Origin of the sequence: Shinella sp. HY16, from assembly GCF_028534175.1 — a bacterium.
Taxonomy (GTDB): domain Bacteria; phylum Pseudomonadota; class Alphaproteobacteria; order Rhizobiales; family Rhizobiaceae; genus Shinella.
On record NZ_JAHYXL010000002.1, the window covers coordinates 301,317 to 322,884 of the forward strand.

The window sequence follows — 21,568 nt, forward strand, 5'->3', positions numbered from 1 at the left end:
CAAATCGAATTTTGCAAAATTTTCCGCCGAGCTGACCGCAGCAGATCAGCCCTCTCCTTTGCCGCCATCGGGAACGGTCCCGATGGAACCGAAGGAGACAGCACCATGGCCACCACGATCGCAACCCTGACCCAGAAGAACGACGGCATCCTCGAAGGCGTCTTCGCCACCATCCGGGTCAACGCCCCGATCGCCATCGTCCCGAATGCCCAGAAGTCGAGCGAAGAAGCCCCCGACTTCCGCGTCATCCACCGCAAGACGGGTTTCGAGATCGGCGCCGCGTGGGCTCGCACGGCCCGCCAGACCGGCGAGGAATACCTCTCCGTCAAACTGGAAGCCCCCGAGATCGGCGTGATCTTCGGAAACGTAGCCCAGGCTCCGGGCGGCGATCCGACCAAGAAGGTCATCCTCTGGAACAACCCGAACTGAACGATGAGCGAGCGGCCCCGAGCAATCGGGGCCGGCATCGTCAGGCCAGTTCAGCGGCTTTAGCGACAAAGACGCGAAAACGGGCGTCGAACCGCATCCCCACCTGACGGGTGCCCCACGAGAGGAAGGTCTGTCTGCTCAGAACGCCAATCATGCCGTGACGCCCGCGCCGCCTCAAGCACTTCGCGGCACCTCCAATTTTCAGCCGCCGCCCTGAAGGGCGCCGTCAGAAAATTGGTTCCTCCGCTCGCCGGCTCCGCCGGTCGCCTGCGGCGATCCTTGACCCGGCCCGACCCTCACGACCCCGGGCGTCATCTTTCACATCATCAAGGAGATGACGACGATGACGATGACCCTCGAAAACCACATCGAAGAACTGCGCCGCGAAGCGAACCACTGCGACCCCGCCGAGCGCGCTCAGATCGAGGCCGAGCTGGAACAGGCCCGCGCCGAACTGGCCGCGCCCATCGCCGCCGAAGACGCCGAGCCTCTCCACTGAGGGAGGCTTTTGCCTTGGACGATGGGGCCGATGCGCCGGATCGACCGGCGCTCCGACCCGAGGCTTCGCCTCACGCCCGCCTCCCCAATCCCATCATCGACGAACATCACCTCGCGCCAGTGCCTCAACGCGCTTCACCCGGTATCCATGGGCACGCCTCTCTGGCAGCCAGTCGAGAAACAGCGCGACAGCGTCTTCCTCAATGACGGCGTCTACTTTTTGTTGTGGGGCGGCTTTGGTCGACATGCGTCACCTCATAGGAATAGTGTCCGCTCGGCGGGCTTTGTTCCTATTGTGTTCTCATTTCAGGAGGGGTCAAGGTGAAGCCGGGAGAGGCCCCATTTTCTTCCTGATTAACCTCAATTCATTGGGTTAACGAGCTGATTGATTTGATCCGATTACGCCGCCGGCCGTAGTGAGGGTAGGAGGTGATTTGATGAAGTATGAGATTGGAATGCACATTGTCTATGACGTGCTGAATAAGGGCGTCCTAGTCGAATTCCGCGGCATGTCGCACTACTTGGCCGGCCCCTTTAAGACCCAAAAGGAAGCGATCGGCGCGGGTGAAGAGCTGTGCCGTAAGTTGGGCTGGGGAAAATCGGACGGCGCCTGAGGGGGTATTCGGGGACCGATGTTACTCCGGCCAGTCGGCCCGCCCTCATCGATCCCGATGAACATCATGATCCGCGTGGGGGGCAGGCCGCTGACTATAAACCTCGTCCGGCTCACGTTCTTTGGGCAAATTCACCACCGCATCTGTCCGGGCGTCGGTATCGGCTGGGTCACCGGCCGCAGGCGTAGTCCTATTAATCTTGTAGCGGAACGATTCGATTTCCCTGTTCGAAAATCGCCGAGTTTCGCGGAGGGCGCACATTGCTTCTGCGATTATTTCGGCGTCGCTTGCCGGCTGACCGCCTTGGCCCGAAGCCCGAACCTTCACTGGAACGATCGCCAGGAGACGCTTCTCCCCGGCGGCAAAGACATCAACCGACAAATCGCGCATTCCCGGTCCCACGGTGGTAAGGCCCAAAGATACACGTTTTGAGGGCACTGTTGTTTGATCTGCGTCATGGCAATACGAGGCGTTCCTAGTCCAGCAGATCCACAATCTCCCATCCTTCAGCAGACAACGCGGTCCAGAACCGCCCCTCGGCATCCTCCTCCACGGTTGCCCAGCCGCGCAGCCGCAGTCGGCGCACAGTGTCTTTCATGGAGGCGGGGATATCGTTGTAGGACCGCGGCCTTTCAGCGAGGAGGCACATTGCAAGGAATTGCGGTCCAGTAAGGCGAACGACCGGCTTGCTGGAGATGTACCTGGCAGCTCGCACCTGACGCCCTTGGGCGGTGATCGCAATCTTGATCTTCTTTCGGGGCTCAACGCGCATTTCGACGAAACCGAGTTTCTCCAATTCCTGATACGCCACCAAGTCCGGGTAGGCGAGTCTGTCCATATGGACGTCGTCGCTGGAGGCCAAGCGATCGATGAGGTCGATCTGGGCTGGCGTGAGGCGGTAGATGAGGATGGGCTTGGCGGACATGATTTACCAGGGATATCGAGGGGCGGCGCCTCATTTCCGCAAGACGGTTGCTTGATCGCCCGTCACGTAACGCTTCCCGTCCTTGTCGCCATCCCACGGATCACCGAACCCTTTCGGGTGTGGCGGCTCCGAACCGGTGGCCAGGGCGTCGCGTACCGCGGATCGCTCGCGGCGATGTTCGCGCTTCTTGAACGCCTTGTCGCTGTCTGCGGTCGTGATGCCGGTGATGGGGACTTTCTTACGTGACCTGGTCATTGGACGAGAATCACCGAGCATCACTGCGCTGGCGGGAACTTCCCATCGCCCGGAAGATTGACCAGATAACAAGTCCGACGCCGATCAAGAACGGAACCCAAGCCATTAGCGTTGGGACAGCGGCGTTATGAAAGCAGCCATCGATGCCGACGTAATCCATGTTGAAGCAAAATCTGACAGGCGTTTCGTTCGGGAAGTCATAGGTCCGTGTGTAGAAGCCATTAGCCATGAGTAGCAGCCCGACTGCGAGAACGATCCATTTAGCCATGAAAGCCTCCCAAGCAACGCGTGCTGAGTGTCGCACCGCGATGCAGGGTTGTCGAGGGATGTCCCCAAAACTGGGGAGACCTCGTGACGCAATTTTGAGTTATGATGGGAAATCAAGGGGATGGCGCAAACAGGTTCGGGCGTGGAGGGGCGGCGAGTGCGTAGAGGGCGGTGGCCCCCAAATTGCCAATACTTGGCAATTTGTCTCCGACCTCTCTAGTGATGCGCATGGACCTCCCACCGTGGGAAGTTTGTCACGGCCTCACAAACACAAAACCGCCCGTCTCTTACGGGGCGGGCGGCTGAGCCGGCGGATGTTTCAAGGTTTTCGCATGGCGATCGACCGGCCAAAGACCGTGCGGGAGCGCCCCTGCTGGTGTGGTCGCAGGTGGTGCTGGTCGCTCCCCGGTGTCTACGAATAAAGGGCCGGGGCAGCTACAAAGCGCCACCGGCAAAGGCCGGCCGGAACATGCGGAAACGGCTGGCAGGAAATTTTAGTTGGGTCGATCGATCTTGGCGTAGTAGCCAGCCCGCAATTGGAGCAGATCGCCATAAATCGTTTCGACGATGCCGAACCCTTCAGCGATCGCCTCGCGGATCCGGAATGCGCCGAGGTCGTGCAGTACGGCCTGCAGCATCAGGGTCTCGAGGTTCAGCACACCGCCCTTGTCGCTCTCGACGAGGTAGGCGAGCACACGCAGCTTATCGGCAAGCTCACTGGACTTAGTGACCGGCGCGACGGCGAGCGCCTGCACGACGGCCGTATGTGCGTGGTTGATGCCGTCCATAGCCTCATCGGGCATGGGCTGCAGTTCGAGCATGATGGGCTGCAGTTGTTCAGCGAGAGCTGTCATGCGTGGAATCTCGGTGGCGCCGGCCCGGTCATAGGGGAAGTGCGGCGGTTGTCTTCTCGGACGCAGCCTGCGCGGTTCGAGCCTTCTGTCCGTAATTGTGTCGTGCGTCATGGTGGCCATTGCTGGTGGTCCTTCCTGTTGCGTTTGTCGTACTGTATTTGTACAGTGTTAACATTGATTGTGACGAGGTACAAAAAATGATGCGCGCAACTACCATGAAGATGGCGCGGGCTGGCCTTGGGTGGGGCGTTCGGGAGCTAGCAGAGCGGGCCGGAGTTACCGCAAACACGGTCACCCGGATCGAAAACGGCGCCGACGCAAAAAAATCTACAATGGATGCTATTCAGGCGGCACTTGAGCAAGGTGCTCCGGACGAGAACGGCGGGTGGCGGTTCGCGGAGTTCATCTCTCCGGACGGGGTTCGTATTGTAGAGGGCGGTGTTGCGCCACCGGACGAGTGACGGCTACCGCCTCTTCCCAAGGAGCAATTCCGCAGCCGGCACAAGGTCGGCGGCTATCGGGTCGGCCCATTCCCGCGCCAACCCTAAACTCCCAATGCGTCAGCCCACGAGGGGCTGACAGCGTTTCCAAAGGTGCTCAGCGTCGCCCGGCTCTTCCTGAAAGAGCCGGATGACAGTAAGAGCAACCGCATCGAGGTCGCGGTCCATATTCTTTTTCAAGCGCGCAATTACATCTCGCATGATCGCGAGATCGTCGGGTTCGAATATTCCTGCCTGAGATAAGGTTTTTGGGAGATCCATAGCGAACTCCCTTTCTCGTTCGGGGCGAAAGGTGCCACCTCACAGCCGACAGCAGCGCCCTGATAATCGGCTGCCAGTACGAGGAAGTGTGCTCTCGCAATGCGACAATTGCAAGTCGAGCGGATCATCTAGCGCTTCTCTTATTTAGGTCATTCTTATTCGTCTCGGCCGCGCGGAACCTTTGATCCGGATCGCAGTTCGTACGGCAGCCAACGGCACCCTTGAAAAATCCACACGCGATTTCGATATCGTTCGGCGCCAGGGTAGCTTTTGGAAGGAGGATTATCGATGCTGGCAGAAATCTACTTTGCGACCCCTATCTCCGTCACGTTCACGAATGGGACGAGCCGTTTGTTCCAAGGCGTCCATGACGCTCTCGACTTCCTAGAAAATGAATGGCCACTACGCTCCGGCGATCGCTACAAGCGTGCCTGTGAAAGATGCCGTGCCGCCCTTCAGCTCCGGACGCCGGCGACGGTTGCACGCGAGGCATTCGTCTCGGCGTGCCTTGAGGCAGGAATGCCCGTACAGGCGCTTTCGCCTCTTTGGCACCGCTCCGGCCCCTCTACGCCGCCATTAATGAATGCTTGATCAGGGATCAATCCCGCCGGCTGCGCGTTTCCTATCCATCACTATCCTAAATGAGGAGAGCAAGATGGACTGGAACCGTGTCGAAGGAAACTGGAAGCAGGTCAAGGGCAAGATCAAGGAGCAGTGGGGTAAACTCACTGACGACGATCTGGACGTCATCGAAGGTAAGCGCGACCAGCTCGAGGGCAAGATCCAGGAGCGCTACGGCTACGAAAAGGATCGTGCGACGCAGGACGTTGACGACTGGTACAAGCGCCAGACCTGGTGAGTCGCATTGAGAGGGCCGCCCGGCAGCTGCCGGGCGGCCCCATCGACTTAACGCTGCTTCTCGCCAGCACTCTTGCCGTCAGAGCTCCTGGAGCGCTCCTCAACGCGATCCGCGCCCTTTGCGAGCTCCGATCCCTTTTCAGCTTCAACCTCGCGCTCTTCGGCTCGTGCGGCCTTGTGGAGGCCACGGGCGCCTTCCTTGCCCTTCTCCGTCGGTGCGTTCTCAATTGCCATTGTGCGTCCTCCTGTGGGGCATGAGGAACGACTACGGATCGCGGTGGTTCCAGTCGACGGGAACAAGAACGGCGGCGGGCACGTTTGACCCCGAACAGAAAAGGAGACGCATTATGAATAATATTATCTATCTTGTCGGTCTGGTCGTAGTCGTGATCGCCGTCCTGTCCTTCTTTGGGCTCGGCTGATCATGGACGACGAACGCGAGAGACGCATCAAGGAGCGAGCCTTCGAACTCTGGCAGTGCGAAGGGTCGTTGGATGGCCGATCGCTTGGGCACTGGCTCCAGGCAGAACGGGAGATACAAGAAAAGGACGAAGCGGGAGAGGCGAGCCGAGATCAGGTTGATGTCGTCGGCCTAGCTGCTGCGGCGAAGCGGACGCATTGAGTTCGACTCCACATTCAGATGTAGCGGACTTCAAAAGCGGGGAGGATTTCTGGCGAAGAAAGCCCCTCTCATCGGATTGCTCAACGATAACAGGCGCTTATCTTCTAAAGTGGCTCCCCCGAGCCGGCCCGGCCTTCGGTGACGCTCACTCTAGCGGGGCGAAACGGCCGGATCGACCGGCCGCCTCGCCGCAAGGGGTTGTCCCTCACGCTCCCCGCCGATCTTTGCTTGCCGCGCCCTTACAGCGTGAGGATGTCGGCATGATGAGATCGAAGAGCAACCCATCGACGAAGCGAGTGCACAGGCTGCGAAAAGCAACCCGCTGCTTCGTTTGCTGCGACACGCCGTTCTATTGATCGCCACGCTGGCCATCACAATCGTCCGCGGCGTGCTCTATTGCGCCGGGTGTCTCGCCTATTCCGTCCTCTCCCTGCTCCGGCCGGTCGTCAACGTGCTGATGCTGGGCGGCCTCATCGTGCCGCTGGTCGCCTTCGTCGCTTTCGTCAAACCCGAGGCAGCCAACGGAATGCCATTTTGGGTTTTCCTCCTGATGGCCGCCGGCTTCGTCGGCGTTTCCATGGTGTATTCGAAGTTCGTCGACTGGATCACACCTCCGGGCGAAACGGACCCGGCTGAGCGCTATCGCCCTCTCGGTCGATAACGCAGTTCCGAACCGGCGCACCGGTGCGTTGTTGTGATCAGCGATAACGCTTGGCAAATCGATTGGGCTTCGCCGCCTTGTTCATGTCTTTCCGACGGAAATACATCGCGCGCCCGCACCGGATCGGGCTACGGCCCTGAACGATGATGATCTGCTCATCCTGGCGCATGGTCTGCGTGACCTCATGCGGCAGGATCAACGGTCGCGCTTGATAGGAGATGTTTTCTGACTTTCGCGGCGAGCTGTTCTTCGTGGCGAAGCTGACGTCACGCGAATCTCCTTTGACCTCTATGGTCATCACGCCGCACAACGCCGAAACGTTCTTTGCCGTTTCAATCGACTTGATGGCGGCATAGCTCGCAAAAGCACATCCCTCAATCCACGATGTCGCACCGTTCTTGCCGAAGTGATGCTCCAATTGGCCGACCGATTGGTAGAGCAGCATCATGGTGATGCCATGCTTGCGGCCGCGATCGCGCGCTTCCTCGAGCGCCCGCATGTAGCCGAGTAGGTCCACCTCGTCGAGCATGAAAAGCGCACGTCGCGTGAACCCGCCGTCGGCCTGAACCATCGCCTTGAGCAGTGCGCCTATGATCACACGGCCGATGCCAGGATAGGACTGCAGGATGTCACCAGGCAGGTTCAGGAAAACGTCCTTCTCGCCGCTAACGAGATCGCTCGGCTTGAAGGCGTTGCCGCAAACGAGCGCGGCATATCCATCGAGGGACAGCCACTGCGTATCCTTCGATGCCGTCGAGTAGACGCCCGAGAACGTCTGCTCGGTCATGTTGGTGAAGACGCCCAAGGTTTCGCGGATGAAGGCGGAGGTGGAATGCTCCTGAATGTCGCGGAGCATGGCGAGCACGGAGGGCTCCGGCTCGGAAACGATCTGCCGCAAGCTGCGCAGATTGCGACGCCCCTCGTATTCCGGCGACAGCATGACATGGGCGAGCAGGCCCGTTAGAAGATTGTGCGCCTGGTTCTGGAAATAGGAGCCGGTGGATGTGTCGATGCGCACGCTCTCCGACAGCAACATATGCGCGACACCGACGATATCCTCTTCCTTCTTGCGCGACGTTTCGATGAAATTGAGCACATTGAATCCCATGACCGGGTTCATGGGATCGAGCACCATGACCTTCCGGCCGAGTGCACGGGTGCGATGCTCCACCACCATCGGCGCGATCTCGGTGGAAGGATCGAGGCAGATCAGTGGGCCGCTGTAAAGCAATGTGGTCGGGACCACGTTGCTCACGGTCTTGAACCCGCCTGAGCCCGAGAAGAACAGCATATGGGTGGAGTCGAAGTTCAGCTTGTAGGTGAGGAGCGGCGCGGTTCCGCCCTTGCCCCATGTCGACCGATCATAGGGATCGAAAGGCACATCGCAGACGGTGTCCTTGTCGACCCGATAACGTTCGCCGATGACGATCTCGCCATCGGGTGGGAAGAGTTTTCCGGCCGCGGCCATCGATAGCCAGTTCGCGCCGCCGAAGATCCCGCGCTTGGCGCGCTTCACCTGTTCGGGCACGACCGTTGAGATGCGCGCCGAGACCGCTACCGCAATGAAGCCGACAATGCCCGCGCCCACTGCGATCCTATCGAGATAGGAAAGCGCCCCATCCCAGGACAGCACGCCGCTCTTCACGAAAGGCGAAAGCCGCGCGAATTCCCGCAGGCCGTAGAAGCCTGCAACGATCAGAAAGCTGAGGAGGCTCGCCACGGCAATCGGCCTTCGCAGATGAAGTGGCAATGCCCAGACGGTTAAAAGACCGGCGAGCGGCCCGAGCAAAAACGCCGGCAGCGGCTCGGCGCGCAAGAACCAGTATGCCGTTTTCTCCGACATGCCGACGGCGAGCGACGGCCATCGCCATCCAACGACATAGACAGCGAAGGCCGTGACGACGATCGGCACCATGACGAGCAAGAGGCTTGGATGTGGTTTGGCCATCGTCGTCATTCGGCTGCCTCCAGCATCGGTCGGCCGCCATCGAGCACGGGAGCCTTGAAGGCTTCCTCGCCGACATCCCGCAGCCGACGATATTCCGGCGAACCGGACCCGACGCGCGCCAGTTCGATGAGCCCGCCGAGCAGAAACGCCCGGTCGACCTTCGACAGTCCGGCCCGGACGACGATCCCGCCCAGCAGGAATTTCTCGCGAGTTTCCTTCTTGCGATCAGCCGTCATGAGGAATCTCCGTCGTCGCTCCAGCCCCGCCACCTGGCTGTCCACGCGGCGAAGCAGCTGCGTCACCAGCCCCTTTCTTCTCCGCTTTGCGAAATCGCGCGGCGATCTCTTCGACGATGCGATCGACCTCCTCGTCGTCGATCTCCATCTCCGCCAGACCCGACTTCATTGCCGCGCGGGAGAAGCGATCAGCTGATTTAACTATCAGCGTTTTTCGACGCTCTCGAAGCTTCTCGATCTGCGTATCGATATCCAGAATTGACGACTTGGCGGCCATTTACCCGGTTCCCTCTCTTCAAGCAATATCGCTGTTGTTTATTTATACTGACTAGAAAACGATAGTAAAATGCGCTACCTTGCGCAAGTCCCCAAAATGTCGATGCCGGAATTCCGGCCTGGGCCGTCTTCCGGAAAAGCGGCATCGGACCTGAGGTCCGATCGGTTTGAGGGCGCAATATACGTCGCTGGCGCGACGTGCTTGGGAGATCAGGAGACGGCAGTGGCGATCATGTTCGTCAGAGCGCAGGTAATCAGCAGGGGAGCGGGACGCAGCATCGTCTCGGCCGCCGCTTACCGTCATCGCGCTCGCATGATGGACGAACAGGCCGGCACCTCCTTCAGCTATCGCGGCGGCGCGGCCGAATTGAAGCATGAGGAGCTGGCGCTACCGGACAAGGTTCCGGCCTGGCTGCGGATCGCGATCGAAAGAAAGAGCGTCGCGGGCGCGAGCGAGGCGCTGTGGAATGCCGTGGAGGCCTTCGAGGTGCGAGCGGACGCACAGCTTGCCCGCGAGTTGATCATTGCGCTCCCCGAGGAGCTGACGCGGGCGGAGAACATCGCCCTCGTGCAGGAATTCGTCCGGGGCAATCTGACCTCGCAAGGCATGATCGCCGACTGGGTCTATCACGATAAGGACGGCAATCCCCACATCCATCTGATGACGGCGCTGCGACCCCTGACGGACGAGGGTTTCGGGCCGAAGAAGGTGCCGGTGCTCGGCGAAGACGGTGAGCCGCTGCGCGTCGTCACGCCGGACCGGCCGAACGGCAAGATCGTCTACAAGCTCTGGGCCGGCGACAAGGAGACGATAAAGGCCTGGAAGATCGGTTGGGCGGAAACGGCCAATCGGCACCTTGCGCTCGCCGGCCATGACATCCGTCTGGACGGGCGCTCCTATGCCGAGCAGGGCCTCGATGGCATTGCCCAGAAACATCTCGGCCCGGAAAAAGCCGCGCTCGCGCGCAAGGGCGTCGAGATGTATTTCGCGCCGGCCGATCTGGCGCGGCGGCAGGACATGGCCGACCGGCTGCTCGCCGAACCCGCGCTTCTGCTGAAGCAACTCGCCAACGAACGGTCTACCTTCGACGAGAAGGATATTGCCAAAGCGCTGCATCGCTATGTCGATGACCCCGAGGATTTCGCAAACATTCGCGCACGTCTGATGGCGTCCGACGATCTGGTTCTGTTGAAGCCGCAGCAGGTGGACCGCCAGACCGGCAAGGTGGCGGAGCCGGCAATCTTCACCACGCGCGAGATCCTGCGCATCGAATATGACATGGCGCAGTCGGCGGAAGTCCTGTCGAAGCGAACCGGTTTCGGTATCGCGGAAGCGAAGGTTGCCGCAGCCGTGCGTCAGGTCGAAACCGCCGATCCGGAAAAATCCTTCAAGCTCGAACAGGAGCAGGTCGACGCCGTCCGTCACGTCACTGGTGACAGTGCGATCGCGGCTATCGTCGGGCTTGCAGGGGCGGGTAAGTCGACGCTGCTTGCCGCCGCGCGAGTTGCCTGGGAAGGCGAGGGTCATCGCGTGTTTGGTGCAGCCCTTGCGGGCAAGGCGGCCGAAGGGCTGGAGGACAGCTCCGGCATCAAGTCGCGGACGCTCGCATCGTGGGAATTGGCCTGGGAGAACGGGCGCGATCTCCTGGAACGCGGCAATGTCTTCGTTATCGATGAGGCCGGCATGGTGCCCTCGCAGCAGATGGCGCGTATGTTGAAGGCGGTCGAGAACGCTGGCGCGAAGGCGGTCCTGGTCGGCGACGCCATGCAGCTTCAGCCGATCCAGGCGGGTGCCGCTTTCCGGGCGATATCGGAGCGGATCGGGTCCGCCGAACTTGCCGGTGTCCGCCGGCAGCAAGAAGCTTGGGCGCGCGATGCCTCGCGTCTCTTCGCGCGTGGCAAGGTCGAGGAGGGGCTGGATGCCTATGCCCAGCGAGGCCGGATCGTCGAGACCGAGCAGCGCGTCGAAGTCGTCGAGCGGATCGTGGCGGATTGGAGCGCGGCGCGCGAGCAGGTCATCGCACGGTCGCGCGCGGCAGGTCACGACGGCCGGCTGCGGGGCGACGAGATGCTGGTGCTTGCCCACACCAATGAGGATGTGAAGCGTCTGAATGAATCGCTGCGCGGCGTGATGAATGCTGCAGGCGCGCTGACCGCCGCACGCGAATTCCGGACGGAGCGAGGTATCAGGGAGTTTGCCGCCGGCGATCGCATCATCTCCCTCGAAAATGCTCGCTTCCTCGAACCAAGGGCGCGCCGCCTCGGCCCGCAATATGTGAAGAACGGCATGCTCGGAACGGTCGTTGCGACCGGCGATCTGCGTGGCGGTCCGTTGCTCTCGGTTCGCCTCGACAATGGTCGCGACCTCGTCATCAGCGAGGAAAGCTACCGCAACATCGACCACGGCTATGCCGCGACAATCCACAAATCGCAGGGCGCCACTGTCGACCGGACCTTCGTGCTCGCCACCGGCATGATGGACCAGCACCTGACCTATGTGTCGATGACTCGCCATCGCGATCAGGCAACGCTCTATGCGGCGCGCGAGGATTTCGAGCCGAAGCCGGAATGGGGACGAAAGCCGCGCGCCGATCACGCCGCCGGCGTCACCGGTGAGTTAGTGGAGACGGGCGAGGCGAAGTTCCGGCCGGAAGATGAGGATGCGGATGAAAGCCCCTATGCCGATGTCCGCACGGATGACGGAACGGTCCATCGTGTCTGGGGTGTCAGTCTGCCGAAGGCGTTGGAGAAGGGCGGCGTTTCGGAAGGCGACACGGTCACGCTCCGCAAGGATGGCGTTGAGACCGTCAAGGTCGATGTAAGCGTCACCGATCCGGAGACGGGCGAGAAGCGAACGGAGAAACGCGAAGTTCACCGCAATGTCTGGACGGCAGAGCTGAAGGAATCGGCCGATGCTCGCCAGGAACGGATCGAGCGCGAAAACCATCGGCCGGACTTGTTCAAGCAGATGGTCGAGCGTCTCGGCCGTTCGGGCGCGAAGACCACGACGCTCGATTTCGAGAGCGAGGCTGGCTACCAGGCGCATGCCCGCGATTTTGCCCGGCGCCGCGGTATCGACTTGGTTGCCGAGGTCGCGGCCGGGATGGAGGAGGGGGCCGGGCGGCGGTTGGCCTGGCTTGCGGAAAAGCGGGAACAGGTGGCGAAGCTCTGGGAGCGCGCCAGCGTGGCGCTCGGCTTCACGATCGAACGGGAGAAGAGAGTCTCCTACAATGAGGAGCGTTCGGAAACCGTCGCGCCGCGAATTCCCGAGGATCGACCATACCTTATTCCGCCGACGACGCGATTTGCCCGTAGCATCGAGGAGGAAGCCCGCCGGGCGCAACTGGCCTCGGATCGATGGAAGGAGCGGGAGGTCATTCTTCGCCCGGTTCTGGAGAAAATCTATCGCGACCCTGACGGCGCGCTGGCCAGGCTGAACGTGCTGGCGTCGAATGCAGGCATGGAGCCGCGCCGCCTTGCGGAAGATCTTGCCGCGACGCCTCAGCGTCTAGGCCGCCTGCAGGGGGCGGAGCATCTGGTGGACGGTCGCGCCGCGCGGGACGAACGGAATGCAGCGATGGCGGCCCTGTCGGACCTGCTGCCGCTCGCCCGGTGGCATGCGACGGAATTCCGCAGACAGGCAGCGCGGTTCGGCATTCGCGAGGAACAGAGGCGTGGGCATATGTCCCTGTCCATTCCCGCGCTCTCGAAACCGGCCATGGCGCGTCTTGTCGAAATCGAGGCGGTCCGAGAGCGCGGCGGACCCGACGCTTACAAGACTGCTTTCGCCTATGCCGTCGAGGACCGTTTGCTGGTCCAGGAGGTGAAGGCGGTCAACGAGGCGCTGACAGGGCGCTTCGGATGGTCCGCCTTCACGGAGAGGGCCGATGCTGTTGCCGAGCACAACATGGTCGAGCGCATGCCGGACGATCTTGCTTCCGATCGACGCGAGAAACTGGCGCGGCTCTTCAAGGTCGTGCGCCGCTTTGCCGAGGAGCAGCATCTTGCCGAAAAGAAGGACCGCTCAAAGGTGGTTGGCGGCGCCAGCGTCGAGCCGGAGAAGGAGACGAGTGCCGTGTTGCCAATGCTCGCCGCCGTGACGGAGTTCAAGACCTCGGTCGAAGACGAGGCGCGGGTGAGGGCGCCCGAGGTTGCCCACTACGGCCACAATCGCGCAGCCCTTGTCGATACGGCCGGACGCATCTGGCGCGATCCCGCCGGCGCCGTCGACAAGATCGAGAGCCTGATCGTCAAGGGCATTTCGGGCGAGCGGATCGCAGCGGCCGTTGCCAACGATCCCGCGGCCTATGGTGCTCTGCGCGGGTCCGATCGCATCTTGGACAGATTGCTCGCTGTCGGCCGCGAACGAAAAGACGCGCTACAGGCAGTGCCCGATGCGGAGAGCCGCGTCCGGTCGCTGGGCGCGTCCTATGCCACAGCCCTCTCGACAGTGACCCAGACAATTACAGAAGAGCGCCAACGGATGAGCGCGGCAATTCCGGGCCTGTCGCCGGCGGCCGACGAAGCATTGCGCGAGCTTGCGGCGGCAATGAAGAAGAAGGACGCCAAGCTCAATGTCGCAGCCGGGTCGCTCGATCCTCGTATCTGGGAAGAATTTGCCGGTGTCAGCCGATCGCTCGATCTGCGGTTCGGCCGCGACGCGATCCTGCGCGGTGAGAAGGACGTGATCAACCGCGTGTCGCCAGCGCAGCGCCGTCCATTCGAGGCGATGCAGGAGCGCCTGAAAATATTGCAGCAGACAGTCCGCATGGGCAACAGCCAGCAGATAGTCGCGGAACGCCAGCGCCGGGCGATCGACCGCGGCCGGGGCGTCATCCGGTGAATCTTTCGACGATGTGGAAAAGGAGAAGAACATGACGGAACAGGAAGCCCCATACGACGCGATCGTCCGCGCCGAGATCGCCATCGAAATCCTCAACCAGGCGCGTGCCATCGTCACGGCGCGTGTCTATGAGCTCGAAGGATCGGATCCTGACGCCGCCGAAGCGCTTCGGTCTCGGCGGCGTGAGCTGATTGCCCTGCAGCAGAGGATCACCGTCGCCGATCGCGATTCTGTCGAGGACGTCATCGCGCTCTGGGGGGCACGCGTGAAGGACGACGCCCGGTTCTGGGCGGAGTTCTGATCATGGCGGACGATCAGGCATCCGGCCCGCTCTCGCCGGAGAGGAATGAGAGCATTTTCCGCAAGGACATCCTTCCCGACTATCTGCCAGAGGCGATGAAGCCGGCGGGGCGGCTGCGGATGATCCTGCTCGGCGGCCACCCGGGGGCCGTTAAGACGGCGGTTCTGATCGCAAGCCAGACGGAACTCGATCAAACGGGGCCGACGATCCGCATCGTCGGTGACGATCTCCGATTCTATCATCCGCAGTTCCTCGCATTCCAGAAGCAGGATGCGGAAACCGCGTCGCAGTTTACCCAGGCCGATGCCGGGCGCTGGACGGAAAAGTCGCTGGCGGCCGCCGTGGAGCGGAAGGTCAATATCGTGTTCGAGACGACGATGCGCACACCGGAGAATGTCGCCCGCGTCATCGGCGTGGAGCGCGCCGGTGGCTACGATATCGAGGCGCGAGCGGTTGCCGTCAATCCACGGCTAAGCTGGCAGGACAACGACTATCGCTTCGAGGAGATGCTGCAGGCCGGCGACGCGGCGCGCATTCCGCCGCCGCACGTTCACGATGCCGCTGTCACCGGATTGCGCGTCAGCCTCGAGAAGGTCGAGACGGAAAACCTCGTCGACCGTGTCCAGCTTCGAACGCGCGGTGGCACTATCCTCTACGACAATGAGCGAGGCTCGGCCGGTTGGATGCGCGCCCCAGAGGCGGGGGCGCCCTCGAACGGGAGCAGACAAGACCGATGACGCGCGGCGAGTTGCAGCGTTTTTCTGATGATTGGAGCCATGTTCTCGGCCGCATGGAGGAACGGCATGCGCCCGAGGACCGCATAGCGGCCGCCAGGACACGAGCCGTAGAGGACGTCAACCATTTGCTCGCGCAGCGGCGTGAGGCGGATGGCGATGATGGATCACGGCGCGGGCGATCGATTTTCCAGACGCGCGCTGACGCACTCGGCATGTTCGTCGAGCTCTACGACAATGCGTTGCGCGATGCCGAGCGCCGCCCGATTGGCAACATCGAGGCGCATGCACTAGGGCGGCTGTCCCAGAGTTACATGGTATTGAAACTCGTCGAAACCGCCCGCGACCTTGGCCTCTTGCCCGATGACAGTACGATCGTCGCAACACGCGCGATGGTCCAGGACAAGCACGGGAACCAGGAGTTTCCGGCCGCGCATCGCCTGCCGGCCGACCTCTCGGTCGAAACGCCGAATGGGGAGCGCCGGCGGCTGGCGGAGCACTTCGACGTCCAGCTCAACCAGGTCGCCATCGACCGCGAGGTGTTCGGTCGGACGGACCGGTTGTCCCGTATGGCGAAGGTCGTGGATTCCTGGCTGAAGACTGCCGGCATGCGCAAAACGCTGGCTCGGGCGGCAAATGACGTCGCATCCGGACGCATGTCCGCGAGCGCTGCCATGTCGGATATCGTGGAGCCCGGCTTCGCGGCGGCGGTCGCCCGCACCCGCCAGCGCCTGGAACTGAACATGGCGCTTGCCGAGCGCACCGCGATCGCTGCCTCGATCGTCGACCAACGCGGTGAACCCTTCCGCGCGATGCTGGATAACCTGCGCCTGCGAACCGGCGATCTCGATAACCGGGCGCGGGCAAAGGCCATGATGGACGAAATCATGGAGGAGGCCGCGCGGCATGAGCGGCTTGACGCCGGGCGCCGGCGCGCGGCCGAGGAGTTTGCGCGCGGTATCGCTGATAACGAGCGCAGTCTGGGTGCAAGGTGGGATGTAGATCAAAGCACCAGACGCTCCAATGTCCTCGTGCCGGGGCGGGATCTGCCCGACCTGACCGAGAATGAAATTGCCGACAGGCTGCACGGTTCCGCACGCCTCGCCGACAAGCGCGCCGAGATCGAAACCCTGTCACGTCTCGTCTTCGGCAATAGCCAAGCGGTGACATCGACGGTTGCGAGCATTCGTGATGCTCGAAGTGGTGCGGCCGCCGGCGAGGATGTCCGCGAGGGGCGTCTCGGGGACATGGCCGGGGAGGGGAAAGGTTGGTTGCACGGCCCAAGTCCCGCGCGTGAGGCTGCCGAAGCCCATGCGCCGCAGCTTGCGGCGGCGCTCGCGGATTACGGACATGCAGTGGATTTCGAGCGCCATCAGATCGTGACCCAGCATCGAGAGGTGCAGGCGCGGCAGCGCGTGGAAATACCGGCGCCGTCACCTGAGCTGACGGAGATCTTGAGGAGTGACGGTCAGGATCAAGTTCGTCACCTGAACAGCGAACCGTCGCTTCGTCGTGAGCTTGAGACGATGACGCTTGCGATCAACAGACGTCTATCGCCAGGAGATAAGGTAGATCTGAAGGGGGGAAATGTCGCGCGGCTCGCCTCATCGCTCGGCGCAACGCGCGAACAGGCGGCATCATTGCAACAAGTCCATGAGCAGGCGCGCGTGCTGCAGGAGAAGACCGTCCGACAAAACCGGGAGGTTTCGCGCACAAGTCAGTTGACGATGCGGCGCTAAGTCTGGTCGCACCTGGAGAATTGCATAGCTGCATTGCACAATGGATGATATTCATCCGCCCAGGAAACGGGCATTATGCTCGCAGTTGATGCACATCGCGGTTTTCTCCTCCCATTGCCGCCGCATCAGCTGTTCCCCTCTGGAGGTTCATATCTCCACACTTCATGGGCCACGGTTTCCGATGGCCCATTTTTTTGCCCGTACTGCGCATGATATTGTCTAGCGGCGGAATGCCTGCTTCAGCGCCTCCACAACAGCGCGCACAGCGGGGACATCCTTGATCTCGGAGTGAACGACGAGCCAGATCTCCCGCGTCAGGGGCGACCCGCTTTCAATGCGCTGAAGGCCTTCCATGCCCTCCACCGCGAAATCCGGCAGCATGACGACACCCCCGCCGGTCAACGCGGCCGCGGCCTGGAATTCCATCATGGAAGAGCGAAGGGCGATCGGGCGGCCCGCCGCAAACTCAATCAGGCGGGTGTGCTGCGGCGCAGCCTTCATCGACTCGTCATAGCCGATGAACGACCAGTCTTCAGGGGACGTCGAGGCCAGGTATTCTTCTGCGGCATAAAAGTCGAAGCTGATCGCGCCGACTTTGATGATCGCGTATTCGCCTTCCTCGGGACGGGATAGACGGACGGCGACATCCGCTTCGCGCCGGTTCAGCGAGGCAAAGCGCTTTTCGCCGACGAGAGTGATCTGAATGCCCGGATGTTGGCGGCGAAGGTCGACGATGGGCCTGGCAAGCAGCATGTTGGAAAGCGCCGGCGGCGCGCTGATACGGATATCGCCCTGGAGTTCGCTTGAGCTGGTCCGCCCCAACTGCTCGATACTCGCTGCCTGCAGAGCAATCGGGGCAGCGAGTTCGGCAACCTTATCACCGTCGGATGTCAGGACGATCTTTCGGCCACGACGATCGATAAGCTTTCGCCCGAGCCTCGTTTCGAGCGCCACAATACGCCGCCTAACCGTTGCGTGCTCGATGCCGAGACGTTTTGCTGCGCCGAGAAATGTTCCTGCCTGCGCCACCGCCATGAAATGCCGCAGATCGTCCCAATTCAGTTGTGTGAATTCTTTCCCAGTCATTGGGTGAGAATAGGGAATTTATGATCAGCGGGCTACAGGGCAGAGTGTCTCCAAGAAGGAGATGGGTTCATGACAGACAAAATCGTATTGCTCGTTTCGCCCGGTGAGCATGGGCGCTTCGAAATCCGGGAGCAATCCGTTTCCGAACCGGGAGAGGGCCGAATCCTCATCCATCACCAGGCCATCGGCACGAATTTCCTCGATGTCTATCACCGCAAGGGTATCTACCCCTTACCGACCTATCCTGCGGTGATCGGCGCGGAAGCGGCGGGCGTTGTCTAGGCGGTCGGTTCCGGTGTTTCGGACTTCCGGGCGGGCGATCGCGTGGCCTATGCCGGCCCACCGGTCGGCGCCTATGCCTCGTTGAGGATCATTGAGACCAAGCGGGTCGTCAAACTACCCGATAGCATCTCCATGAAAACCGCCGCCAGTTCTCTCCTCAAGGCCATGACGGCGCACATGCTTCTGGAAAAGACCTTCATGGTCAAAGCTGGAGATGTGGTGCTGGTTCACGCGGCCGCCGGCGGGCTCGGGTCGATCCTGACACGCGGCGCAAAGGCGCGAGGCGCCGTCGTGATCGGGACCGTCGGTTCTGAGGAGAAGGCTGTGCTCGCGCGGGCCGCTGGCGCCAATCATCTTATCGTCGGTCGGGATGCCGATCTCGTCTCGGGGGTGAAGGCATTTACCGAGGGGAACGGTGTCGATGTCGTCTATGATGGTATCGGCGGCGATGTGCTGCTTAAGAGCATCCATTCCGTCCGGCCCTTCGGCGTGGTGGTGACCATCGGCCAGGCCGCCGGCCCGATCCCGCCCGTCGCCGTCGAGAATCTGCGGCCTGGAAAGTTTCTTGCGCATCCGAGCATCATGGCCTGGTGCGCGGATGTTGGCCGCCACCGGGAGACGGCAATTGCAGCCCTTCGTGATATCGAAGCCGGTATCGTCTCGCAGGTCGACTCAAAATACCGATTGGACGAGGTCGCCGCGGCCCATGTTAGAATGGAGTCTGGCCGCTCAAGCGGCAGCATCCTCTTGATGCCCTGAGCGATAGCCGGCAAACTGCGGGACAAGTCGGGCCTCCTCCCGCCGCCGATCAGGCTCGGCTGCCCCTCAATGGCTGCCATTCGACAGCGGTGGTCGCAATGGTAGCGACGGTTTCGAGCTGCCCTTGCAACAGCATGCGGACGCCGTAGAACAGGACCAGATTCCTGCCTTCAACACGCATCAGGAGGCCGCCGCCGGCGGGGCGTAGGGTTGCGCGGACGTCTTCAAAGGCGAGGAGCCGATCAACGCCGTCTTCGCCGATCGATAGGCAATAGGCGCAGCATCGCGCGCAGAGTTGGTCGACAACGCATTTTGCATCCGCGACAGAAACGAATGTCTCGGCGATGAATTGGTTCTCAGGTTTTTTCACGGCCGGCCTCCGCATTCAGAGTAGCGCCGGACGAGGGGTGATCCCGCCCGCCAAGCACACAGGAAGAGATTGCGTTCTGACGGTGGTGGTTATCGTCAGCCGTCCGCCGCCTTTGAAAGTTCCGTATAGGGTTGCGGCTCGTAGACGTATTCCGCCGGGATTGCGGGTTCGACCATCAACGACAGATAGCGCCACAGGTTTTCCTGGCTGTTGCTGGCTGCAAGGCCGTAGAAGTTGCCGCTGTTCCAGGTGATGACGCAATGTTTGAACTGGGCGTAGACCGCGTTGGCCATTTCGGCCAGGGTCACCTCGCTGTTGTGCATTGTGGTCAGCACATCTTTGGTCTTTCTCTCGATCTCCTCGGCCGGGAAGAAACGGGTTTTAAACCCGAGATCCTTTTGCGACTCACGCGTCTGGTAGTCGCGCGGGTTTGACGCGCGGAATTTCTCGAGAAGGAGAAGGATTCCATCGCTCTTCAAGTGGTGAGCAACGAATTCGATCTGTTTATTGCGGTTCGGCGAGTACATTTGGAAGGTCGTGTCTTCCAGAATGAAATCGAACCCGTCTGCAAAGTGTCTAAGCTTCTCGTCGGACCGAAGGTGATCCTTTGAAAGCCGGTGGAATGGCCCGAGGAAGAAGTTTGCATTGGATGGTTCGCCGAATGCCATGAAGCACTTGAAGTTCTCCTCGTTCGGGCTGCAGGACAGCGATTGAATTTTTCCGTTGCTCAATTCCGACAGGGTGCGAGCCATCGTACCTTCGGCCGTCCCGAGGCTATAGAGCAGTACATCGGTAGGGCTGAGCTGCGCGTATCGGAAGAGGGCGTGAGCCATACGGCATTCCTCCTCAAGACGGTACGGGATGCTGCTATGGTAGTGCTGGTCGAAGAACCCTTGTCGGCGCGCGTGGAGATCGACAAAGCGGTGAAGCAGCGTGTCGTTGGGGAATAGCCGCGTGTCAACGATTGGCTTGCGAATTGGCATGCCGTTTTTCCCGGCAGCGGTTTCTGTAAAGAAGCCAGCCAACTGATTAAGCCGGGGGCCACGATCGCATTCACTGAAGAAGTCGTCAAAATCCTGCATCGCAATACACCTAATCATATGAACATAAGGGTGCGGCTCCGCAAACCAGGCGGACCAAATTCCACAACGGTTCTGCTGACTTAATGAAGACCAGCTTCAAGCGATGCCGCGGGTAAGAGGTAGGCTTGTGCTTTGTGACGCGCTTTCATCGGCATGCCGTTTTTTCACAAAAGTGCCATCATCGGCCAACCTTGGGTTCTCCCGGGATTGTTTGCAACTACAGCTGAACTTATATGGCGGCAGAACCTTATTGATGTGGGACATGAACGCTATTGACGGAAACGCGTGATTTCGACCCCGGGGAAGTCCGTCGCTCGGACCACAGCAGTCTTGTTCACCAACATCTTGATTGGGGCGCCGTGCGCGCTGATATCGTGAAGCGAACCGGACTGGCCCGCCAGGAGACAAATGTGTCGGCCGAGCAGCATTCCTTTATAGTCAACCTTCAAGGCGAGGCGCGAGCGGGTGAGGACTTCGTTGAAGGACGACGGGTAGCATTCACCCCGCGCCGGCCTGGTTCCGTGGCCTTCCTTCCTGCGCGTAGCAAATGGAGCGGATGGGACGAGGGCGACACTACGGGGTCCTATCTATTCGTTTCCATCGACACTGCCTTCATTGATCGCGCAATCGGAGCTGAAAATGTCACGTGTTTGCGACCGGCAATAGGCTTTCGAGATACGGTGATAGAGGCCTGCCTACAGCGAATAGCGGCTGAACTGAAAAATCCCGATCCGATCAGCGTCGTCATGGTGGAAAGCCAAGCTATTCAGCTTTTCGTCCAGATGGTTCGGCTCAATGGCTTGGGGAACGAACCGGCAAAGGGCGGGCTTTCGCCCTTCGACCTTAAACGCGTTGTTGCCATCATCGAGAACCGGCTCGGCAATCCGCCGAACCTGGATGAGATGGCAGGAGAAATCGGGGTAAGCCGCCGCCACTTCTTCCGTGCTTTCAAGCAGTCGACGGGAAAGTCACCGCATTCGTTTGTCACAACGCGTCGATTGGAACGCTCCGTTGATCTTCTTCGTACGACTGAGCTTTCCGCCACAGAAGTCGCGTTCGAATGCGGGTTCGCAAGTTCCAGCCACTTCACCTACGCCTTCAAGAGAGTCTATGGAACGGGGCCGCTGGAGTTCCGCCGAAGATGGCGCAGTTGATGCACTTGAATAGT

At 61.1% G+C, this 21,568-nt stretch carries 27 protein-coding genes and 1 pseudogene; 14 read left to right on the forward strand and 14 right to left on the reverse strand.

Features of this window, described 5'->3' with window-relative positions; translation table 11 throughout:
* The first annotated feature begins 105 nt into the window (after positions 1-105).
* The gene (locus tag K0P03_RS21700) at positions 106-429 is read left to right on the forward strand and encodes a DUF736 domain-containing protein (RefSeq protein ID WP_023517350.1); all 324 of its coding nucleotides are present in this window, start codon (positions 106-108) and stop codon (positions 427-429) included.
* A 343-nt stretch (positions 430-772) separates the two neighbouring features.
* Complete coding sequence (locus K0P03_RS21705; RefSeq protein WP_165909511.1) at positions 773-928, forward strand: hypothetical protein; 156 nt, start codon at positions 773-775, stop codon at positions 926-928.
* A 93-nt stretch (positions 929-1,021) separates the two neighbouring features.
* Here the strand turns inward: K0P03_RS21705 and K0P03_RS21710 are convergent, their stop codons facing one another.
* A complete protein-coding gene (locus K0P03_RS21710) occupies positions 1,022-1,174 on the reverse strand; it encodes a hypothetical protein (protein WP_156031922.1) in 153 nt (50 codons plus the stop codon).
* 190 nt (positions 1,175-1,364) lie between these two features.
* Between K0P03_RS21710 and K0P03_RS21715 the strand changes: the two genes are divergently transcribed.
* A complete protein-coding gene (locus tag K0P03_RS21715; RefSeq protein ID WP_165909510.1) occupies positions 1,365-1,541 on the forward strand; it encodes a hypothetical protein in 177 nt (58 codons plus the stop codon).
* Between the two features lie 45 nt (positions 1,542-1,586).
* Here the strand turns inward: K0P03_RS21715 and K0P03_RS21720 are convergent, their stop codons facing one another.
* From K0P03_RS21720 to K0P03_RS21740, 5 genes are all read right to left on the reverse strand, one after another.
* Positions 1,587-1,931, reverse strand: coding sequence for a hypothetical protein (locus K0P03_RS21720; RefSeq protein WP_272790639.1), 345 nt, complete (start codon positions 1,929-1,931; stop codon positions 1,587-1,589).
* 85 nt (positions 1,932-2,016) lie between these two features.
* The gene (locus K0P03_RS21725; protein WP_024270302.1) at positions 2,017-2,466 is read right to left on the reverse strand and encodes a hypothetical protein; all 450 of its coding nucleotides are present in this window, start codon (positions 2,464-2,466) and stop codon (positions 2,017-2,019) included.
* A gap of 30 nt (positions 2,467-2,496) precedes the next feature.
* On the reverse strand, positions 2,497-2,721 hold the full coding sequence (locus K0P03_RS21730) for a hypothetical protein (RefSeq protein WP_272790640.1): 225 nt from the start codon (positions 2,719-2,721) through the stop codon (positions 2,497-2,499).
* 10 nt (positions 2,722-2,731) lie between these two features.
* Positions 2,732-2,989: a hypothetical protein gene (locus K0P03_RS21735; protein WP_272790641.1), complete on the reverse strand. Its 258-nt coding sequence runs from the start codon at positions 2,987-2,989 to the stop codon at positions 2,732-2,734.
* A gap of 493 nt (positions 2,990-3,482) precedes the next feature.
* The gene (locus tag K0P03_RS21740) at positions 3,483-3,962 is read right to left on the reverse strand and encodes a hypothetical protein (RefSeq protein WP_272790642.1); all 480 of its coding nucleotides are present in this window, start codon (positions 3,960-3,962) and stop codon (positions 3,483-3,485) included.
* Between the two features lie 101 nt (positions 3,963-4,063).
* Between K0P03_RS21740 and K0P03_RS21745 the strand changes: the two genes are divergently transcribed.
* Positions 4,064-4,303 carry a helix-turn-helix domain-containing protein gene (locus K0P03_RS21745; protein WP_272791091.1) on the forward strand — a complete coding sequence of 80 codons (240 nt, stop codon included), beginning with the start codon at positions 4,064-4,066 and terminating at the stop codon, positions 4,301-4,303.
* Between the two features lie 99 nt (positions 4,304-4,402).
* Here the strand turns inward: K0P03_RS21745 and K0P03_RS21750 are convergent, their stop codons facing one another.
* A complete protein-coding gene (locus K0P03_RS21750; protein WP_024270304.1) occupies positions 4,403-4,603 on the reverse strand; it encodes a hypothetical protein in 201 nt (66 codons plus the stop codon).
* 288 nt (positions 4,604-4,891) lie between these two features.
* On the opposite strand from K0P03_RS21750, the gene K0P03_RS21755 reads away from it, so the two are divergent.
* Together K0P03_RS21755 and K0P03_RS21760 are read left to right on the forward strand one after the other, a co-directional pair.
* Positions 4,892-5,194: a DUF982 domain-containing protein gene (locus tag K0P03_RS21755; protein ID WP_272790643.1), complete on the forward strand. Its 303-nt coding sequence runs from the start codon at positions 4,892-4,894 to the stop codon at positions 5,192-5,194.
* Between the two features lie 64 nt (positions 5,195-5,258).
* Positions 5,259-5,462, forward strand: a complete 204-nt coding sequence (locus tag K0P03_RS21760) for a CsbD family protein (protein WP_272790644.1) — start codon at positions 5,259-5,261, stop codon at positions 5,460-5,462.
* Positions 5,463-5,509: 47 nt separating this feature from the next.
* On the opposite strand, the gene K0P03_RS21765 is transcribed toward K0P03_RS21760, so the two are convergent.
* Positions 5,510-5,695 carry a hypothetical protein gene (locus tag K0P03_RS21765; RefSeq protein ID WP_050746518.1) on the reverse strand — a complete coding sequence of 62 codons (186 nt, stop codon included), beginning with the start codon at positions 5,693-5,695 and terminating at the stop codon, positions 5,510-5,512.
* 190 nt (positions 5,696-5,885) lie between these two features.
* Between K0P03_RS21765 and K0P03_RS21770 the strand changes: the two genes are divergently transcribed.
* On the forward strand, positions 5,886-6,083 hold the full coding sequence (locus K0P03_RS21770) for a DUF2934 domain-containing protein (RefSeq protein WP_130518928.1): 198 nt from the start codon (positions 5,886-5,888) through the stop codon (positions 6,081-6,083).
* Between the two features lie 352 nt (positions 6,084-6,435).
* Positions 6,436-6,744 carry a hypothetical protein gene (locus tag K0P03_RS21775; protein ID WP_272790645.1) on the forward strand — a complete coding sequence of 103 codons (309 nt, stop codon included), beginning with the start codon at positions 6,436-6,438 and terminating at the stop codon, positions 6,742-6,744.
* A 37-nt stretch (positions 6,745-6,781) separates the two neighbouring features.
* Here K0P03_RS21775 and traG read toward each other — a convergent pair whose 3' ends face one another.
* From traG to K0P03_RS21790, 3 genes are read right to left on the reverse strand one after another with little or no spacing between them, the layout of a single operon-like run.
* The gene (traG, locus tag K0P03_RS21780) at positions 6,782-8,701 is read right to left on the reverse strand and encodes a Ti-type conjugative transfer system protein TraG (protein WP_272790646.1); all 1,920 of its coding nucleotides are present in this window, start codon (positions 8,699-8,701) and stop codon (positions 6,782-6,784) included.
* Positions 8,698-8,928: a conjugal transfer protein TraD gene (locus K0P03_RS21785; protein ID WP_023515110.1), complete on the reverse strand. Its 231-nt coding sequence runs from the start codon at positions 8,926-8,928 to the stop codon at positions 8,698-8,700. Before K0P03_RS21785 ends, traG begins: the two co-directional genes overlap by 4 nt.
* Entirely contained in the window at positions 8,918-9,205 is a 288-nt protein-coding gene (locus tag K0P03_RS21790) for a TraC family protein (RefSeq protein WP_037406236.1), read from the reverse strand. Before K0P03_RS21790 ends, K0P03_RS21785 begins: the two co-directional genes overlap by 11 nt.
* A gap of 222 nt (positions 9,206-9,427) precedes the next feature.
* On the opposite strand from K0P03_RS21790, the gene traA reads away from it, so the two are divergent.
* From traA to K0P03_RS21810, 4 genes are read left to right on the forward strand one after another with little or no spacing between them, the layout of a single operon-like run.
* Positions 9,428-14,047, forward strand: coding sequence for a Ti-type conjugative transfer relaxase TraA (traA, locus tag K0P03_RS21795; RefSeq protein WP_272790647.1), 4,620 nt, complete (start codon positions 9,428-9,430; stop codon positions 14,045-14,047).
* 31 nt (positions 14,048-14,078) lie between these two features.
* Positions 14,079-14,348 carry a hypothetical protein gene (locus tag K0P03_RS21800; protein WP_272790648.1) on the forward strand — a complete coding sequence of 90 codons (270 nt, stop codon included), beginning with the start codon at positions 14,079-14,081 and terminating at the stop codon, positions 14,346-14,348.
* A 2-nt stretch (positions 14,349-14,350) separates the two neighbouring features.
* Positions 14,351-15,085 (forward strand): zeta toxin family protein, encoded by a 735-nt coding sequence (locus tag K0P03_RS21805; protein WP_272790649.1) that lies wholly within the window; start codon positions 14,351-14,353, stop codon positions 15,083-15,085.
* Positions 15,082-16,821, forward strand: coding sequence for a BID domain-containing T4SS effector (locus K0P03_RS21810; protein WP_272790650.1), 1,740 nt, complete (start codon positions 15,082-15,084; stop codon positions 16,819-16,821). Before K0P03_RS21805 ends, K0P03_RS21810 begins: the two co-directional genes overlap by 4 nt.
* A 219-nt stretch (positions 16,822-17,040) precedes the next feature.
* On the opposite strand, the gene K0P03_RS21815 is transcribed toward K0P03_RS21810, so the two are convergent.
* Positions 17,041-17,907, reverse strand: coding sequence for a LysR family transcriptional regulator (locus K0P03_RS21815; protein WP_130518942.1), 867 nt, complete (start codon positions 17,905-17,907; stop codon positions 17,041-17,043).
* A 69-nt stretch (positions 17,908-17,976) separates the two neighbouring features.
* On the opposite strand from K0P03_RS21815, the pseudogene K0P03_RS21820 reads away from it, so the two are divergent.
* Positions 17,977-18,948: pseudogene (locus tag K0P03_RS21820) on the forward strand (quinone oxidoreductase family protein).
* Between the two features lie 49 nt (positions 18,949-18,997).
* Here K0P03_RS21820 and rctB read toward each other — a convergent pair.
* Positions 18,998-19,318: an SMa0974 family conjugal transfer regulator gene (gene rctB, locus K0P03_RS21825; protein ID WP_272790651.1), complete on the reverse strand. Its 321-nt coding sequence runs from the start codon at positions 19,316-19,318 to the stop codon at positions 18,998-19,000.
* A gap of 95 nt (positions 19,319-19,413) precedes the next feature.
* Positions 19,414-20,400, reverse strand: a complete 987-nt coding sequence (locus K0P03_RS21830) for a class I SAM-dependent methyltransferase (RefSeq protein ID WP_130518948.1) — start codon at positions 20,398-20,400, stop codon at positions 19,414-19,416.
* 272 nt (positions 20,401-20,672) lie between these two features.
* On the opposite strand from K0P03_RS21830, the gene K0P03_RS21835 reads away from it, so the two are divergent.
* The gene (locus K0P03_RS21835; protein WP_130518950.1) at positions 20,673-21,554 is read left to right on the forward strand and encodes an AraC family transcriptional regulator; all 882 of its coding nucleotides are present in this window, start codon (positions 20,673-20,675) and stop codon (positions 21,552-21,554) included.
* Positions 21,555-21,568: the final 14 nt, after the last annotated feature.